This window comes from Pedobacter psychrophilus, from assembly GCF_001652725.1.
GTDB lineage: Bacteria > Bacteroidota > Bacteroidia > Sphingobacteriales > Sphingobacteriaceae > Pseudopedobacter > Pseudopedobacter psychrophilus.
In genome coordinates this window covers 241897-259411 of sequence record NZ_LWHJ01000030.1, presented here as the reverse complement: position 1 = coordinate 259411, position 17515 = coordinate 241897, and the positions used below count along the sequence as shown (strand labels likewise).

General features: G+C 29.2%; 19 protein-coding genes. All 19 read left to right on the top strand.

What is annotated here, in order from left to right; genetic code table 11:
* The first annotated feature begins 25 nt into the window (after positions 1 to 25).
* The 19 genes from A5893_RS14905 (at position 26) to A5893_RS14820 (ending at position 17492) form a co-directional block, all read left to right on the top strand.
* Positions 26 to 883 carry a glycosyltransferase family 2 protein gene (locus A5893_RS14905; RefSeq protein ID WP_068823375.1) on the top strand — a complete coding sequence of 286 codons (858 nt, stop codon included), beginning with the start codon at positions 26 to 28 and terminating at the stop codon, positions 881 to 883.
* Positions 884 to 889: 6 nt separating this feature from the next.
* Entirely contained in the window at positions 890 to 1999 is a 1110-nt protein-coding gene (locus tag A5893_RS14900) for a glycosyltransferase WbsX family protein (protein ID WP_068823374.1), read from the top strand.
* Positions 1996 to 3024 (top strand): glycosyltransferase family 4 protein, encoded by a 1029-nt coding sequence (locus A5893_RS14895; protein ID WP_068823373.1) that lies wholly within the window; start codon positions 1996 to 1998, stop codon positions 3022 to 3024. Before A5893_RS14900 ends, A5893_RS14895 begins: the two co-directional genes overlap by 4 nt.
* Positions 3021 to 3992 (top strand): hypothetical protein, encoded by a 972-nt coding sequence (locus A5893_RS14890; RefSeq protein ID WP_068823372.1) that lies wholly within the window; start codon positions 3021 to 3023, stop codon positions 3990 to 3992. The genes A5893_RS14895 and A5893_RS14890 overlap by 4 nt, the downstream gene beginning before the upstream one ends.
* Before the next feature lie 73 nt (positions 3993 to 4065).
* On the top strand, positions 4066 to 4938 hold the full coding sequence (locus A5893_RS14885; RefSeq protein WP_068823371.1) for a class I SAM-dependent methyltransferase: 873 nt from the start codon (positions 4066 to 4068) through the stop codon (positions 4936 to 4938).
* Between the two features lie 13 nt (positions 4939 to 4951).
* Entirely contained in the window at positions 4952 to 5947 is a 996-nt protein-coding gene (locus A5893_RS14880; protein ID WP_068823370.1) for a hypothetical protein, read from the top strand.
* 6 nt (positions 5948 to 5953) lie between these two features.
* Positions 5954 to 7129, top strand: coding sequence for an acyltransferase family protein (locus A5893_RS14875; RefSeq protein WP_068823369.1), 1176 nt, complete (start codon positions 5954 to 5956; stop codon positions 7127 to 7129).
* A 9-nt stretch (positions 7130 to 7138) separates the two neighbouring features.
* Positions 7139 to 8110, top strand: coding sequence for a glycosyltransferase family 2 protein (locus tag A5893_RS14870; RefSeq protein ID WP_068823368.1), 972 nt, complete (start codon positions 7139 to 7141; stop codon positions 8108 to 8110).
* Between the two features lie 67 nt (positions 8111 to 8177).
* A complete protein-coding gene (locus A5893_RS17500; RefSeq protein WP_082911460.1) occupies positions 8178 to 8462 on the top strand; it encodes an acyltransferase in 285 nt (94 codons plus the stop codon).
* Entirely contained in the window at positions 8423 to 8659 is a 237-nt protein-coding gene (locus A5893_RS17495; protein WP_082911462.1) for an acyltransferase, read from the top strand. Before A5893_RS17500 ends, A5893_RS17495 begins: the two co-directional genes overlap by 40 nt.
* Entirely contained in the window at positions 8610 to 9713 is a 1104-nt protein-coding gene (locus A5893_RS14860) for a hypothetical protein (protein ID WP_082911459.1), read from the top strand. Before A5893_RS17495 ends, A5893_RS14860 begins: the two co-directional genes overlap by 50 nt.
* Positions 9714 to 10367, top strand: coding sequence for a class I SAM-dependent methyltransferase (locus A5893_RS14855; protein WP_068823366.1), 654 nt, complete (start codon positions 9714 to 9716; stop codon positions 10365 to 10367). It begins immediately after the preceding gene.
* A gap of 7 nt (positions 10368 to 10374) precedes the next feature.
* The gene (locus A5893_RS14850) at positions 10375 to 11250 is read left to right on the top strand and encodes a glycosyltransferase family 2 protein (protein WP_068823365.1); all 876 of its coding nucleotides are present in this window, start codon (positions 10375 to 10377) and stop codon (positions 11248 to 11250) included.
* A 15-nt stretch (positions 11251 to 11265) separates the two neighbouring features.
* Positions 11266 to 12291: a glycosyltransferase family 4 protein gene (locus A5893_RS14845; RefSeq protein WP_068823364.1), complete on the top strand. Its 1026-nt coding sequence runs from the start codon at positions 11266 to 11268 to the stop codon at positions 12289 to 12291.
* Positions 12288 to 13550, top strand: coding sequence for a hypothetical protein (locus A5893_RS14840; protein ID WP_068823363.1), 1263 nt, complete (start codon positions 12288 to 12290; stop codon positions 13548 to 13550). Before A5893_RS14845 ends, A5893_RS14840 begins: the two co-directional genes overlap by 4 nt.
* Positions 13531 to 14745, top strand: coding sequence for a glycosyltransferase family 4 protein (locus A5893_RS14835; RefSeq protein WP_068823362.1), 1215 nt, complete (start codon positions 13531 to 13533; stop codon positions 14743 to 14745). Before A5893_RS14840 ends, A5893_RS14835 begins: the two co-directional genes overlap by 20 nt.
* On the top strand, positions 14742 to 15851 hold the full coding sequence (locus A5893_RS14830) for a glycosyltransferase family 4 protein (RefSeq protein ID WP_068823361.1): 1110 nt from the start codon (positions 14742 to 14744) through the stop codon (positions 15849 to 15851). The genes A5893_RS14835 and A5893_RS14830 overlap by 4 nt, the downstream gene beginning before the upstream one ends.
* Positions 15851 to 16747, top strand: coding sequence for a glycosyltransferase family 8 protein (locus A5893_RS14825; RefSeq protein WP_068823360.1), 897 nt, complete (start codon positions 15851 to 15853; stop codon positions 16745 to 16747). The genes A5893_RS14830 and A5893_RS14825 overlap by 1 nt, the downstream gene beginning before the upstream one ends.
* Complete coding sequence (locus A5893_RS14820) at positions 16731 to 17492, top strand: FkbM family methyltransferase (protein ID WP_068823359.1); 762 nt, start codon at positions 16731 to 16733, stop codon at positions 17490 to 17492. The genes A5893_RS14825 and A5893_RS14820 overlap by 17 nt, the downstream gene beginning before the upstream one ends.
* Positions 17493 to 17515 lie beyond the last annotated feature (23 nt).

Genomic DNA, 17515 nt, shown 5'->3' with positions numbered 1-17515 from the left:
TTTTTTTTTAGAATTAGTTTAAGCTATGAATTTAATCAAAACTTCAGTTGCTTTATGTACATATAATGGTTCTAAATATATAACTAAACAATTAGATTCTATTTTGAATCAGACAATAGTACCTGATGAAATAATTATTTGCGATGATTGTTCTACAGATAACACTTCAGCTATTTTAGATGATTATTTCTTAAAGTATCCTGAAATCGTTTCAGTTTTTAAGAATCCAGAAAAATTAGGCGCTATTAAAAATTTTGAACAAGCAATTAAGCTTACAAAAAATGAGACAATATTTTTAAGCGATCAAGACGACATTTGGCAACCCAATAAGGTTAAAATTATTTTAAGTGAATTTTCTAGTAATCCTAAAGTCAAACTTATATTTACAAACGCTTTTTTGATTGATGGTAAAGGAGAAATATTACAAGGAGATATTTGGGGAAAATGGGGTTTCAATTTGGACGTACAAAAAAGATGGAGAAGTAAGTTTAACGTATTTCATGATTTACTAAATAATATAAATTATGCAACTGGTGCTACGTTAGCTTTTAAAAGAGATCTAATATCTGTAATTTTCCCATTTGAATTACCTAATGCATATTGGCATGATGCATGGATATCTTTAAATGCAACTTTGAACGGAGGTCTTAGATATCTAGATTTAAATCTTATTAAATACAGAATACATGACGATCAACAAGTTGGTATTAATCGTGATTGGCATCTAAATATAAAGCCAACTTCAAATATTCAAACACACATTTTCAAAAAAAACATTTTGAAAAAATACCCAATATTTCATCTTTTAGAGACATTAAAAAAAATAAAAGCTATTTTAATGAGACAAAAAACATTGTTATTGTCCTCTTTGATTTTTAAATAATTGACAATGAACAATAGTACGCGTAATCCAATTAGAGCAATCGCATTTTATTTACCACAATATCACCCAATACCAGAAAATGATGCTTGGTGGGGAAAAGGATTTACAGAATGGACAAATGTAACCAAAGCAAAACCTTTATACAGAGGGCATGAACAACCAAATTTGCCAGGAGAATTGGGTTTTTACGATTTACGTTTAGAAAATACCAGGATAGAACAAGCAAACTTGGCAAAATCTTATGGTATTGAGGGTTTTTGTTATTGGCATTATTGGTTTGGCAACGGTAAAAAGCTGTTAGAATTACCTTTAAATGAAATGTTATATACTCGAAAACCAAATTTCCCATTTTGTTTAGCATGGGCCAATGAAAGTTGGACAGGAATATGGCATGGAATGGAAGATAATGTTCTTGCCAAACAAGAGTACCCAGGCTTAGAAGATTATAGAAAACATTTTTATAATATACTGCCAGCCTTTAAAGATGCCCGATATATTAAACTAAATGAAAAACCAATTTTTTTAGTTTATAGACCTCACAAAATACCTGATACAAAAGAGTTTACTTCTTATTGGAATCAATTGGCGGTAAAAGAAGGATTAGCTGGTATACATTTCATTGCAATTGACCAAAATAATGATTTTAAAAGTTATGGCTTTGATGGAATAGTTCCAAATTCCCCGACCCCTGTTTTAGCAAAAATTAAGAGAAGTTTAGTAGAAAGACTAATTTTGAAATTGACAAAAATTAATATTGCTAGTATTTATCAACGTATTAATGGAAAGCCAACCTTAGTAGATTACAAAAAATTTGTGAATCATAATGATACTCATCAATTGGAATTAAATGAATATCCTGTGATATTACCAGGTTGGGACAATACGCCCAGAAGTGGGTCAAAAGGATTAGTTTTAACTAATTCAACTCCAGAATTATTTGAAGAACATACTAATAAAACTATTTCAAGGATTATTCACAAACCCTTAGACAACCGCTTTTTATTTATTAAGTCTTGGAATGAATGGGCAGAGGGAAATGTACTAGAACCCACAGCAAAAAATGGATTCCAATATTTAGAAGCTTTTAAGAAATCAGCAGATAAATTTAGAATTTGAAAATAGCTTTTCTATACAATAAAATTCCTTGGTTTGGTAAATATTCTGGTTATGAGTACTTAACCACTTTATTTAAAAATGAAAATGTAATCCTATTTAATGCCTCTGAGAATACTTTTTTGAAACGAATTATTGGAAAAATGATTCAGTTAAAAAATAAAAACTATAATCAGACTACATTTGGAATTGCTACAGGATATAGATTTTTAAGTTCATCTGATGTTGCTATAAAACATATTCTTTATATAGAAAATCATTTAAACCTGTTAGATAAAGAAAAATTTACTTCAAACTTGATAGGCACTATTCATATCCCATTGGCATATTGGAAGATAGAAAATTTAATTTCATTACATCGCTTAAAATATGGCATATTATTATTTGAGCAAGGGTTAGAAAAATTTAAATCTTACATGCCTAATGCTCATTTAAAATTTATAAGGCATGGTGTAAATAATGATTTCTTTCGCCCTGATTATGAAAAACGAAAGAAAAATCAGATACTTTGTATAGGTCATTATTTAAGAGATTTCGACCTATTAGAAAAGGCTTTTACTTTAATAAACATGCAGATTAAAGATTTAGAATTTCATTTAATCATTCCAGAGATTTATCGAAACCATCCCACACTTAATAAATTAACGAAGTTAACGAACGTATTTTTTCATCAGAACCTCACAGATGAAGCCCTTTTAGAATATTATCAAAGCAGCTGTTTACTTTTGATGCCAATGAAGGATAGTGGCGCTAATACTGCAATAGTACAAGCATTAGCTTGTGGTTTACCTATTGTTACCAATGATGTTGGGGGGATAAGATCTTATGGTGGTGAAACTGTTTATCCGGTTTTCAAAAATGAAAATTTAGAAGATCTAGTTTCATTTTCTTTAAGGCTTTTAAATGATAAAGATTATAATCAAAAATTAAGTGAGGCTATACGCAACTTTTCTTTAATCCATTTAGATTGGAGTATAATAAGTGAACAACATTTAGACTTTTATAAAGAAATTACTCAAATCAATTGAAATCAGCAATTTGTACCCTATTTGAAAAAACCTATCACTTTGGTGTTGGATCACTTACAAATTCTTTATGCGATAAAGGATTTAAAGGTGAAGTGTATGCTGGTTATAAGGGAGATTTACCTTTTTGGGCAAATGGTAGTTATTTAAATGATGATTTAGGATTTGAAGGCGTAAGATCCCTGAAAGTTTCAGAAGATATTCATCTTCATTTTATCCCTTTACAAACTACCTATCATTTAACAAATTATAAACCCGATTTTATGTTGGATTTGTTAAATGGACCCGCTAAAGATGTGGATTGCCTTTTCTATTACGATCCTGACATTCTTCAAAAAATAAGTTGGAATTTTATGGAGCAATGGGTTAATGCGGGAGTTGCGTTAAGTGAAGATTTTAATTCGCCCATACATGAATTTCATCCAAGAAGAGTGTACTGGAGAAAGTATTTTGCCAAATTTGGTCATCAATTGAAATATAAAAACCCAATTTATGTAAATGGTGGATTTGTTGGGGTACAGAAAATAAATATAGATTTCCTGATTATTTGGAAAGTGCTTCAAGAGAATATGGCCAAGGAAACTGGAAGTTTGGCAAATTCAATTTTTAAAAACCGAGATAAATTATATAAAAAAGAATATGGTGACTTTTATGCATTTGGCACTACAGATCAAGACGCCTTAAATGCTACTGTAGAAGTTTACGATGGCCCTATTAGTTTTTTGGGTAAAGAAGCCATGGGTTTTAATGCTGGATTTTTAGTGATCCCTCATGCATTGGGAAAACCGAAACCTTGGAAAGATAGTTTAATCAAGTCGTGGGTTTTTAGAGGGATTAAGCCTTCATTTATTACTAAACTTTATTGGTCAAATTCTGCTCATCCTATCAAACTATATGATAACTTCCAAATAAAAAGGAAGCTAGTTTTAATTAAAATAATTGGTTTTTTAAGTCGATTTTACAGGGCTTAAGACGATAAATGGAATCTAATATTTTCAGTTTTAAATTATTAATCAAACTTATTTAAAAAAATGCTTTTAATTTATGAATAAAAGAAAATTTAATTGGGCATCTAGTGCAGATAAATTTAATGAGAAATTGATTGATACATTAGATAAAAAAATGTCTAATTATTACACTTCAGCAGAAAGCCGTGAATCTTATCAGCAGATGTTAAATTTGACTGATAACGATGTATCTAAACCTGGAAATGTAACTACTGCATTTATTGATTATGTTGTAAGTTTAAATTTAAACACCTTTTTAGAAATTGGATGTGGTAGTGGTAGGATTTATCAATTTTTAAAGAAAAAAGTAAATAATCTTGATTATGTAGGCATAGAAGTATCTGAAGAAGTTGTTAAAAATAACAAAGTAACATTTCCAGAAACTATCTGGAAATTTGGTAACGTGTATGAACTACCGGCTGATAACAATTCAATAGAAGTCTGTTTTTCATTTTATGTATTAGAGCATTTGTGTTATCCAGAAAGGGCATTAATAGAAATGATGAGAGTTATTAAACCCGGTGGATTTTTAATACTCATTTTTCCTGATTTTGTTGCCTCCGGTAGATTTGCATCACAGTTTTTAGGTTTAAGTGATATTCCAACAGCTAAAGAAAAATTATTAAAATTCAAGTTTCTTGATGTTATAATTAGTATTTATGATAGTAGATTTAGATTACCAAGAGCGCTAAAAAATGCAAGTAAAAAATATGGCAGTTTTCCTGTAAACACAAGCCCTAAATGTTTGGATGGACTTAGAGATGCAAGCCCTGATATTGATGCTGTATATATTACCAATAAATATGAAATAGAAGATTGGGCAAACTCAAAAGGATATAAAATTTCATATCCTAATGGAACAGAAAAAGAATTTGCTGATCATGCTTTTTTAAGCATTCAAAAGGCCTAAAATTTATGTTTTAATGAAAGTTCTCTTTATAAATGATAAAAAGCATGATTATTTATCAGAAAGTTTGTTTCATGGTTTGAGAGAATTATTAGGTAATAACTGTATTGATTACCCAAGATATGATCAACTTTATATAGACTCATTTGAAGAAGAAAAGCATAGATTAAGAGGTAATGGATTTACGCTATACGGGTTATTAACTGATAATGATTTTTTAGAGAAAAAAAGAAAAAATTCTTTAGAGAAATTGATTGAAGTCTCGGACGTTATTATCTTTAATGATATTGTAAAGCAACACACTATTTATAAAAAAATAAAGAATAAAAGGAAGGTTGCTATCTTAGACGGTGGCGATCATCCTTATTTAATACCATATGAAAACATCAGCGGAAATTACCGAATAAATCCTTTGATTTTTTTTGAAAGCTTTAAAGAAAGTCTTTATTTTAAAAGAGAACTAATAAGTATTGATTTGTTATTTAAATTTAAAGGAATAAAACTATTCAATAGATTTAGAGTAGATAAATTAGTTAAAAATTTACGCGAGATTTCTTTTTCCATACCAAGCGAAAAAATCAATTACAATACTTCTAAGAATAAAACATTTAATTCGCATATAGTTGATAAGGAAATATTAGCTTTATTTCCTCAAAAATCTTCTGATTATATCTTTACAGATGAAGCATTATACTATCAAGATTTGTCAGCATCTAAGTTTGGTATCACTTCAAAAAGGGGCGGTTGGGATTGTTTAAGACACTATGAATTAGCAGCAAACGGTTGTGTTTTGTGTTTTAAGAACTTAGATTTAAAACCTATTAGTTGTGCGCCCAAGGGCTTAACATCAGATTTAAACTGTATATCATATACAAATCCTAACCTGTTGATAGATAGAGTTAATAGAATTTCTACCAATGAGTATGAAAAGCTGCAGATAGAAAGCTATAAGTGGATTGAAAAAAACACTACTAAAGAGAGAGCGAAGGAATTTCTATCGAATTTTTCTTAATTAAAAATGCAAGAACTTAATCCTCTAAAAAAAAGATATCATTCTTTAGACTCTTTAAGAGGTATTGCTTCTCTACAGGTTGTGTTGTGCCACTGCGTAGTTGCTATACCTGGCCTTAGTTGGTGGGTTTATGCAGCGCATCAAAATACAACACCACATTCGGTAGAATTTTTCTTAATCAATTCTCCATTAAATTATATATGGGCAGCTAGTCCGGCGGTAATGTTGTTTTTCGTCTTGAGTGGATTTGTTTTGGCCTTACCTTATTTTTCAAATGATAAGCAAGATAAGCGCATTAATTATCCTAAATTTTTTATAAAAAGAACGATAAGGCTTTATTTACCTTGTTTGGCAATTATCATTATATCTTATTTAAGTGCCTATTTATTGTATAATCCAATAAAGATTAATGACTATAGTGAATGGATAAAGATAATGTGGAAAAATCCTTTTGAAATAAGTGAGTTTTTGAAAGCCATTACGCTTAATGCTAATTTTAACAACATTAATCCTGCCTTGTGGACTTTGCCTATAGAATTGAAACTATCCCTTATTTTACCCGCTTTTATCTTTTTATTAAAAAAAACTAATTTCCTTATAAGTATTTTTCTAATTCCAATTTTTATAGTTTTTTACCATTTTTTAATTTTTATTGGTTTAAATATTTATATACCAGAAATAGGCGTTTTATATTACTTTTCGTTTTTTATAGCGGGTTCCATTTTATGCAAATACCGATTCGGTTTATTAAAAATAATAAATGATTTATCATCGATGTGGTATTCGTTTTTGGTTTTTTTTACTATTGTTACCTATACCTATACATTTAGCCTTTGGTTTTTACCCAATACTTTATTTGAAAAACTAGGACCGGTAAATAATTATATTTACTTAATAAGTGCTCTTGCATCCATTTTATTAGCACTAAGTGACAGAGGTAAGGATATTTTTGAACATCCGTTATTAATAAAACTTGGTAAAATATCTTTCAGCTTATATTTAGTACATCAAGTTGTTATAAATAGTATGGTACATGTTTTACCAGCTAGTACCTCACGCTTATTAGTATTATTTTTAGGGTTAGTATTCTCGTTTGGATTTGCTATAATTTTCTATATTTCATTAGAAAAACCTAGTATAAAACTGGCTAAGTACTTTTCTGGTTTAATTAAAGAGTTATAACCTTCTGTCTTGAAAAACACTAAAATATCCGTCATTATACCAACTTATAATTATGCTCAATACATTTTAGAAGCTTTAAAAAGTATAGAAAATCAAAATTATCCAAAAGAATTAATAGAGGTAATCATTATAGATGATGGTTCAACAGATAGTACCCCAAAATTATTTGAAAATTATAAGGGTACTTTAAACCTGACTTATCATTACCAACAAAATAAAGGAAAAGCAAATGCAACCCAAAAAGGAATATCACTCTGCAAGGGTGAGATTATTTTTAATCTTGATGCTGATGACTTTTTTTACCCAGAAAAAATTTTAACCATTGTAACTATTTTTGACAAATATCCAGAGCTAACCCACGTTGGTCATGCAGCTGAAACTATCGAAAATGGATTAATAACAAAAAAAGAATTAATACCACCAAATATTTCTAATCAAATAGTTAATGGCAATGAACTATTAGAAGAATTTTTAAGTACTAAACTATTATTTGGAGGTGGTTCTACTTTTTCTGCCAGGTCATATAAATTAAAATCTGTTTTTATGATAGGAGATGTTGATATGTATATTGACGAATATTTGATTTATGCTGCCTGTTTAAACGGTAAATCCTATTTAATAGATCAACCTCTTTCGGTATGGCGAAATCATGGTCATAATTTCTCATTTACAAATAGAGGAAAAAAGAGAGATAAAAGTTTTCGTTTAAGTACCTCATCTGTTGCCATGCTTAGTTTTATTAATAAAAACAACTTCAACAAAAAGATTATTGATCTTTATTACTTAAAACATTTAGACAGGCATATAAACCACTTAGAAAGCTATGAAAGAAAAGAATTTAAGCATATGATAGAAGTATTAAAGGTCATATTTTCTTTTAAATATACTTTTAATGAACTTTTAACTTATAGAATTTTCAGTAGATTACTTCCCACTATCATACTTATCAAGCTTAAATCTATCAGAGATAAAAATGTTTAATAAAATTATCAGAATTATACTCTTTAAGCTTATTAGGCCTAATACTTTTAAGTATTTGTATTTAAAAATGAGAGGCTTAAAATCTCAAACCTTAATTAATACATTAAACACCAGTTTCACATGGCCGCATAAAGTAAGTATTGGAAAAAATGTAGTATTAGAAAGTAATTTGTATTTTAAATGCGATGGTCCTTACTCAGAAGGGTTGACTATCATTTTAAAAAATAATGTTTTCATAGGTTTCGGCTGTGAATTTAACATCAGAAAATTGATTGAGATTGGAGATAATTGTTTGATTGGTTCTGGCTGTAAATTTATCGACATGATCATGGCACAAAAAGAGAAAATCTGATTAGGTTACAACATGGTTTAGAAAAAGAAATCATTATTGAAGAAGATGTATGGTTAGGGGCTAATGTAATTGTTTTAAAAGGAGTTACTATTGGAAAGGGGGCTATAGTTGGCGCATCCTCTTTAGTAAATAAGGCTGTACCGCCTTATGAGATTTGGGCCGGCACACCTGCTAGAAAAATTGGAGATAGAATTTAATTTGAAAAACATTCTAATCATCTCGCCCGCTTTCCCTACTGCAACCAACGGCTTGGGGGATTATAGTGAAATACTAGGCAGTAAATTAGCTGAAGAAATTGACTTTCAGATTTTTTATGCGGGTTTAGGTCAAAAAGAATCTGTGTCCGTAAAAAAATATATTGAAGTTAATAAGAAAAACAATTTAAATCAAATAGTAAAAGAGCACAGTATAAATCTAGTTTTTTTGAACTATAGTAATTATGGTTATCAAAAAAGAGGAGTTCCTTTTTGGTTATGGATAAGTTTAGCATCCATAAAAAAACAAAATATAGCTATTATCACGTTTTTTCATGAAATATACGCTAGCGGCAATTTTAGGGAATCTTCTTTTTGGTTAAAACCAGCCCAGGTGTTTTTATTTAAAAAGATCTATCAATTATCTGATAATGTATTTTGCAGCAATGAAGTTGTTTTAAACTTAATACAACAACAAACAGAGGACGGGGGTGTCAAAACAAAAAATATTGGAATTTTCTCTAATATTCCTGAATTAGGAGAATTTATTTCCTGGGATGATCGTAAGCCATATGCAGTAGTTTTTGGTACCTTGGGAAGGCGTAACAGCATTTATAAAAATATACCTCTTTTAAATGATTTTATCATTCAAAATAATATCTTGAAAATTTTTGATATTGGTGATGGCGAACTCAATATCAATGAATCTTCTCTGAACATTCCCCTTATAAAATGTGGCAAAATCAGTCTTTTTGATATTTCACAAATATTAGCGCAATCCCAATGGGGATTTATAGACTATCCTAATAAGTTACTAGGAAAATCGGGAATATTTGCTGCCTATTGTGCTTATGGTTTGGCTATTTTAAATTTTGTTGATGATACAAGCAATACAACTGATGATTTAATATTGGGCAAAAATTTAATTTCAATGTCTACTATACCAAGACAAGTGAACGGCAAAGATTTATCGATAAATAGTTTCAATTGGTATGTAAATAGAAACTTAAATATCCATGCACATCAAATTATAAAAACAATAAAAAGAAGATTATAAATGATTAAAACAAAAAATAGTTATGATTTAGATTATTTCAAGAGTGTCTATCAAACTTATGTAGGTGAAAACCATCAAGATTCATATCTAATAAAGTTATCTTCTTTTTACATGTATAATTATTTTTTAGTAAATGGAATTGATCTTAAAGAAAAAAAAATCCTTGATTTTGGATGCGGTTTGGGTCACATTACAAAAAGCATCAATGCAGATTGTTTCGATATTTCTTCGTATTGTCAAGAAAAATTAATAAAAGAAGGAAGGAAGGTATTTAAAGGCGAAGAACAAATATCAGAGAATTACTATGATATTATTTTATGTAATCATTCTTTTGAACATTATTTATACCCAACGTCGGCTTTAGAAAATTTTAAAAAGTATTTAAAGAAAGACGGTATTTTGTGTTTGGTGTTACCAATAGATAAAATTCAAGATAAAACAATAAAACATCAGGATGTCCACAAACATTTTTACTCATGGAATTTTCAAAACATTTCTAATTTATTGATTGAATATTCTTTTGAGATTATTCATCAAGAATTGGTTTATGGACCAACTGGCTTAAAAAAATTAAATGATTTAGATCTAATTAGAAAATTGGGCAAGTGGAGGCGCATTTTTAAATCTCAACTTACATTGGCAAAAAATACATAGTTTTTGAATGAAGGTTAGTATCATTATTCCTAATTATAATACTTGGGACTTAGTAAAGAGAAACATCACTGCCTGTTTAAAATATGATGATGATTTAATTGAAGAAATTATAGTAGTAGACGATTGCTCACCAACATTAAATTACATTCATTTTCCAAGTAAGGTTAAGATTATAAGAAATGAGACAAACCTACACTATACCAAAACTGTAAACATAGGCCTTAAAAACGCAATTAGTGATATCTTAGTTTTATTAGATTCTGATGCTTATCCTACTAAACCGTTTATTAAAGACTTGATTTTACAATTTGAAGATTTAAATATTGGTTGCATAGGATTTAAAACCATTAATGATTTAGGAGATGATAGTGGCAATTTCATGTATTTCCCATCAGCTTATGGCTTAATTGCTGGTCAGCAGATTCATAAATTCCTAAAAAAGTATGACCGTAGAAGAAACAGAAAAATAATACCTTTTTCTTGTGCCGTAAGTTTTAGAAAAAACTGCTTAAAAGATTTAAATTATTTTGATGATTACTTCCCTGTATTAGATGCAGACATTGATTTATGTTATAGAATATATGAATCAAAATGGAAATTAATTTACCATCCAGAAATTGAAATTTATCATGTTGGAGGAAATTCTATTCCAAAGGACAGTAAAAGAGTTCTACTATTTTACAAAAGTAGATGGCAATTATTAAAAAAATTTCATTTGATTCCGTTTCCTATAATAACCAAATCTTTAATTCTTAGTAGGCTTTTATTAGAAACATTAATAATTAAATTAAAGATAATTTTGTATACTGATATACGTCCATATTATAAATTGAAGTTAAAAGGTAGAAAAGAATTGATTGAAATGGTTAAACATTTCAATTAAAAACTTAAAGTTCAAATGAAAATCCTATTTTATTGTCCTTCCTTTTATCCTAAAACTGGTGGTCTAGAAAATGTTGCCTCATACCTGGCAAAGGGATTGGCTCATTTAGGTCTAGAAATAAGATTAATTACTACTACACCATTGATAAATAACATTCCAGAATTAGATGTTAATTATAGCATTATTAGAAGTAATAAAAAAAGTGTTTTATTTAAGAACTATTTATGGTGTGATATTTTTTTTCATCATAATGTTAGTTTAAATGGTATATGGCCATACTTATTTTGGCCTTTAAAAAAATGGGTAGTTTTACATCATTTGACCTATTACAATCATCAAAAAATCACTTTTATAGAACAGGTAAAGAGGCAACTTAGCAGATTTGCTTTTAACATATCCTGCTCCAGTTTTGTAAATAGTACCCTCCCTAAATCTGGAAAAGTAATTTTTAATGCATTCGATGAAAATGTTTTTTTCAATAAATGGGGTGTAAGGGTACCATATAGTATAGCGTTTCTTGGCAGGCTAGTTAGTGATAAAGGTTGCGATTTATTGATTAATTCTTTTGGAGAAATATGTAAACAATTCCCTGAAAAATATCTAACATTAAATATAATTGGAGAAGGGCCGGATTTGGATTTTTTAAAAGAGAAGGTCTCAGAAAATAATCTATATCAACAAGTGACTTTTAAAGGTAAATTAACTGGTAAATCATTAAATGATGAGCTCAATTTAAATCAAATTATGGCTATACCATCTATTTGGGAAGAACCATTCGGAATAGTTTGCCTTGAAGCTATAGCTAGCTCTTGTATTCCAGTATATTCTCGCGGAGGAGGATTAGTTGAAGCTGCTGGTTTAATAGGAAAAGGATTTATTTCAGGGAATCAAAATTCCCTAACAATTACTTTAATAGAAGTAATTCAAGAATATGAAAAATTTCTTCATAAACTCAATTTGTTAAAAACAGAGCACCTAAAAAAATTTAATCAGGCGCAAATATTAGATGAGTTTCGAAAAACTTTACAGTCATTAATTTGAAATATACCTACAATTATTCTTTGTATATACTTTTAGCCTTAGTTACTTTCTCAGGTGCTATTCGTAAATGGATAATTCCATCTGGTGCTGTAGGCAACATCCTATTAGGAATTGTATTGATTTTACCATTATTGAATTTAATCTTAGTATCCAAAGATGATGAAGGAGATGTTGAGAAATACAACTTATTTACATTTTATTTAATCTCTTTATTAATTTTTGGTTTAAACCCACTAAATCAAAGTATATATCATGCAATATTTGGATTCTTTATTCACCTCATTTTTTTTAGCATACTATTAAGTTATCTTAAGAACAAAAATAATTTTAATGCGAAATATTTTAGCTTCTTCATTTTAGTATGTATAATTATAGAAGTAATTTTAGGTAGTATTCAATCGGTTTCTTCGGCCGATAGTTTTATAAACCGTTACGCAGTTAGCGAAGATATCGAAACTAGCGCCGCATTAGTGGGTGATGCAATTAGAGTTACAGGAACATTTAGTTATATTGCTGGTTACAGTGCATTTCAGTTTATAGGCCTATTTGCTTCTTTTTATCTCATCAAAAAATATATATTTAAACAGTATAGCTACCTCTTTCTTGCATTGGTAGTGTATGGAGCGTTAATCAGCGGGTCTAGAGGAACTGTAGGCTTTGTTATACTGACTAGCATAGTCTTTTTCATTTTCGAGTTAAAAATATTGTCCAATACCAAAACATTATTTAATATTATATCCATTTCAATAATTTTCATGTTTGTTAATTTTGCAACTGGCGATCCTTTAAATATAGTTTCTAAGTTTAGTAAGAGTTATGATAATTTTATACTAAGAGCATCAGGAAGCCAAGAAGAAGGGCAAAAAAGAATTTTTGCAGATATTGACGATGTATTATTTAGGGAGTTTGAATATAAAGTTACAGGAGTAGGATTAGGTTCTACCTATCAAGGCGCAAATGCACTATTTGGAACAACTCCCCTTTTACAAGGCATTACTTATGAGGGCGAACAATTTAGATTAATCTTAGAAGGAGGGTATTTATTATTTATTTTTAGGTTGATATTATTAGGATACTTTATCTCAAAACTAGAATTCTCAAAAATATTTAAAATTTATCTATTTATTATTATCATATTAGTAATGCCTATTGTTTTTAATATTTATACCAGTATTTATTTAGCATTAGGTCTAATCCTTCTCAATCAAGCTTATTTACCAGAATTATCTAATAAAGAAATTGAAGAAGATTCAGCCTAAAATTATCCTTATCCATCCTGGTATTCAATATACTTATAGAATGTCATCAGCCTTGGCTAAAATTAACTTAATTAGTAGTGTGAGCCTTTATACATGGTTTACCTTATCTTATGATAGTTTTTTATCTAAATTTGATGTGTTCAAAAAAAGGGTTAAAGAAGTGGATAAAAAAGTAACTATCCATAATTTTCTGATTTTTGAGTTATTCTTAACTGTTTATTTAAAAACATTATCAGTACTCAATATTGATAAAGGAAATACCCCAAGGTATAAAATGCAAGTTTTATTTGGCTGGTTTTTATTGCCTATGGTTTATTTCAAAAGAAGAAATAGTATTCTCGTATTATCAGAAACCGCAGGTTGGCCTATTGCTTATTATGCTAAAAAATGGAATATTCCAGTTGTAATGGATTTTCCTTCCATTAGCCATGAAGCTGCTTTAAAAGGAGAGATTAAAGAAACTAGTTTTGGGATAAAAATAAAATCTAAGGAAAGACAATATATAGATTTTGGCACAAATTGCTCTAGGTTCGCAGCTGAGACCTATAAAGGATTAACGTCCGCAAAAAAACATTTCCCAATTTGGCTTGCGGCCGATAAAAAAATATTAAAAGAAATTAAAGTTATTGATTTAGTAGAAGAATTAAATATTTGCTGCTTAGCCAATACAGAAAAAAGAAAAGGTATCGACATTCTTTTAACAGCTTTTCAGCAAATTGATTTTCCTAAAAAAAAATTATTCTTGATAGGTAAAATAGATAAGAATTGGGTTCAAGATTTTTGTGATAAAAACGATATTAATAATTCAAATATTATTTTAACAGGCCCTTTGGCACAACAAGATTTAAGCGGATACCTTTTAAAAAATAATATCAACTTACACATTCTCCCAAGTAGGTTTGATTCTTTTGGAATGGTTGTGCCAGAGACTATGATGCTGGGAATACCAAATATTTTATCCCCTAAAGTTGGAGCTGGAGAAATGTTGAAAAATGGAAAGAATGGTTATATAATGAAAAATTTAGATTCACTTTCCCTAGTAAATGCCATTGAAAACTATTTAGGATTAAGTTATGCAGAAAAGAATATTTTGAGAGAAAACGTAATACAACAAGCAAGCGAAATGACTTGGGAAAACTATGATAAAAGAATAGCAATTACTTTTGATGAAATCTTAATGGACATTAATTTATGAAAGTTGGTTTTGTAGTTAATCATCCTACTCAGTTTGAAGTCCCTTTTTATCAATATGTTGCTCATCACTTCAAAGAAGATTCTTTTGAGATTTTTTATTTAAAAACTCAAGAAAACCAGCATTTTGATCCGGAATTAAAGCAAGAAGTTAAATGGGGTTTTAATTTGTTTGAAGGCTATCCACATCAATTTTTGCCTTTAGAAAATAGATTGTCAATTTTTGAAAAGATTATTCAAGAAGAAAAATATAATTTGATTATCATTAATGGGTATAAAAATCAATATGCCAAATTTGCGGATATTTGCAGAGCTAATGATGTTAAAGTTGCCCTACGTTTAGATAGCGTATTGTTTAACCAAGCCTTCTGGAAAATTTGGTTAAGAAAATTAATCTTAAAAAAAGAGTATTACAAATTTGATCATTTTTTGGTTACTGGCAAGGTCACTAAAAATTACTGTTCTGCCATGGGCATTCCCGAAAAAAAAATAAATTTATTCTCTTATTGTGTGGATAATGACTTTTTTAATTTATCAAATAAACCAAAATCTGATTATTACCAGTGCATTGAAAGTAAATATAGCTTAAATAAAGAATCGGTGATTTTATCTGTAGCGAAATTTGTGGCTAGAGAAAGCCCTTGGGATGTATTAAATGCTTTTATAAAATTAGATAGAAGAGATTTAAGTTTAGTATTGATTGGGGATGGAGCGGAAAGAGAGGCGTTAGAAAATGTAGCAAATCAACATCAACATCTTAAGATATATTTTCCGGGATATATCCCTTATCAACATTTACCAGAATTTTATAGATTGAGTACTATTTTTATTCATGCTGCTAAAGACGAGCCTTGGGGCGTATCAGTACAAGAAGCTATTGCTGGAGATTGCTTAGTAATCTGTTCTGATAAAGTAGGTGCCGCCCAAGATTTATTGGTACAAGGCAAGAATGGGTTTACCTATCAATTTGGTGATAGTAATCAATTGGCACAATTTATTGAGAAAGGTTTAAAAATAGATCGAAATCTTCTTTATAAAACAAATCATGATGTTATTGCTAAGTGGAACTATCATTTTATGTGGAACGAAATCCTTAGATCAATCACATAATGGCAAATACAGTCGCTCTCTTTTCTGATAGTAATATACTTCCAGGCACCCATGCTACATTAACTTCATTATTAATACATAATAAGATTCCAGAGAAACTGAACATTATTCTATTTGCCGACAAAATCCAAGAACACAACAAAACAGAACTTAGGGAGACTTTTCGAAAATTTAAAAAGGATCATCAAACCTTTGAAATTAGAGATGCACCGAATACTTTTATTAAGGGCGCTAATGCATTAAAAGGTAATACTACTACCTATGGGAGACTTTATTTAGCCGATTTATTGCCTGATATTCATAAACTATTATACTTAGATACTGATTTAATTATTCAGTATGATGTTATAAATATATTTAAAGAGATTAACGATAATAATATACTTTTTGCGGATGGCTGTAATATTAGAGAATATGCTATAGACAGGGAACTTTTTAGGAAAGCAGGTCTAGATATGAATGGTAAATGTTTTAATGCTGGAGTATTGGGTATGAACCTAAAAAAATGGAGAGAAAAAGATGGTTTAGGTATTTGTTTAGAAACGATAAAAAAATATCCTAATTCTTTTATCTCAGCAGATCAGGCGGTACTAAATGTAGCATTCGGAAATCAATTTTGCGCTTTAGGTGCTCAAATAAATTCTTCTATTTGTTGGGATAATTATTATCAAGTTTTACCAAATGATGATAAGATATTTCATTTTGTAGGTTCTCCAAAACCTTGGGATTTTTTAGGGGACAAAATTCATTATAATTTTAACCTATGGAAAAAATATTATGACATGAGTGCAATTGGCACTATAAATTATTTAAAATTTACAACAGTTAAAAGGGTATTAAAACTATTGCCAGGATACCTTAAGATTCAAATAAAAAAACATGTTACAAAGCCTTAAAATTAAATTATGGATATTCTTAACTTCAGATAGAATAGGGGGGTTAATAGTGAAAAATTTTATTAAAGATGGCTTTATTAAAACTTCCGCAGGTCTTATAAAAGTTGGAAACTTAGCATCTAAACCGATATCCTTGCTTTTTTGGGGATTGTATGAACGTGAAGACATTTACTTTATTAAAAAATATTTGCAGCCTAGTGTACCAGCAATTGAATTTGGTGCAAGCTTAGGCGTTACCACCACACAAATTTGTAAAAAGGTAGGCACAAATACAAAAGTTGTCTCTGTAGAAGCCAATCCGAATTTATACGCCAATCTTTTAGAAACAAAGAAAAAAAATAATCTGTTCAATTTAGAAATCATATCTGCGGCAGTGGATTATTCTGGAAATGATAAAATCGGTTTTTCAGTAAATGAATCTACCTTATCTAGTTCAAAAAATCCAGACGATATCAACACCTTTGTTTCGGCTATTACCCTAAAAGATATTGTAAAAAAACATCTATTTACTGAATATTCATTAGTATGTGATATTGAAGGTGCTGAAATAGAATTGTTGTTATTTGAAGACTCTTCAGAAGCTATCTTAGGTTGTAAAACTATCATTATTGAACTTCATGAAACCAGTTTTAAAAATCGAGCTTATACAATTAACGAATTAAAGAATCTATTTATAAATAAATTTTCAATGAATATTATAGATCAAAAGGCTACAACATTTGTTTTTGAAAAAATTAAAAGCTAATTTCAAAATACCCATATTAATCC

What these genes read in the sequence shown, in the direction of transcription:
- A5893_RS14885 (WP_068823371.1), top strand. Translation starts at nt 4,066, where the DNA reads ATGAATAAAAGAAAATTTAATTGGGCATCTAGTGCAGATAAATTTAAT.
- A5893_RS14820 (WP_068823359.1), top strand. Translation starts at nt 16,731, where the DNA reads ATGTTACAAAGCCTTAAAATTAAATTATGGATATTCTTAACTTCAGAT.
- A5893_RS17500 (WP_082911460.1), top strand. Translation starts at nt 8,178, where the DNA reads ATGAGAGGCTTAAAATCTCAAACCTTAATTAATACATTAAACACCAGT.
- A5893_RS14905 (WP_068823375.1), top strand. Translation starts at nt 26, where the DNA reads ATGAATTTAATCAAAACTTCAGTTGCTTTATGTACATATAATGGTTCT.
- A5893_RS14875 (WP_068823369.1), top strand. Translation starts at nt 5,954, where the DNA reads ATGCAAGAACTTAATCCTCTAAAAAAAAGATATCATTCTTTAGACTCT.
- A5893_RS14880 (WP_068823370.1), top strand. Translation starts at nt 4,952, where the DNA reads ATGAAAGTTCTCTTTATAAATGATAAAAAGCATGATTATTTATCAGAA.
- A5893_RS14900 (WP_068823374.1), top strand. Translation starts at nt 890, where the DNA reads ATGAACAATAGTACGCGTAATCCAATTAGAGCAATCGCATTTTATTTA.
- A5893_RS14830 (WP_068823361.1), top strand. Translation starts at nt 14,742, where the DNA reads ATGAAAGTTGGTTTTGTAGTTAATCATCCTACTCAGTTTGAAGTCCCT.
- A5893_RS14855 (WP_068823366.1), top strand. Translation starts at nt 9,714, where the DNA reads ATGATTAAAACAAAAAATAGTTATGATTTAGATTATTTCAAGAGTGTC.
- A5893_RS14860 (WP_082911459.1), top strand. Translation starts at nt 8,610, where the DNA reads ATGAGATTTGGGCCGGCACACCTGCTAGAAAAATTGGAGATAGAATTT.
- A5893_RS14825 (WP_068823360.1), top strand. Translation starts at nt 15,851, where the DNA reads ATGGCAAATACAGTCGCTCTCTTTTCTGATAGTAATATACTTCCAGGC.
- A5893_RS14845 (WP_068823364.1), top strand. Translation starts at nt 11,266, where the DNA reads ATGAAAATCCTATTTTATTGTCCTTCCTTTTATCCTAAAACTGGTGGT.
- A5893_RS14850 (WP_068823365.1), top strand. Translation starts at nt 10,375, where the DNA reads ATGAAGGTTAGTATCATTATTCCTAATTATAATACTTGGGACTTAGTA.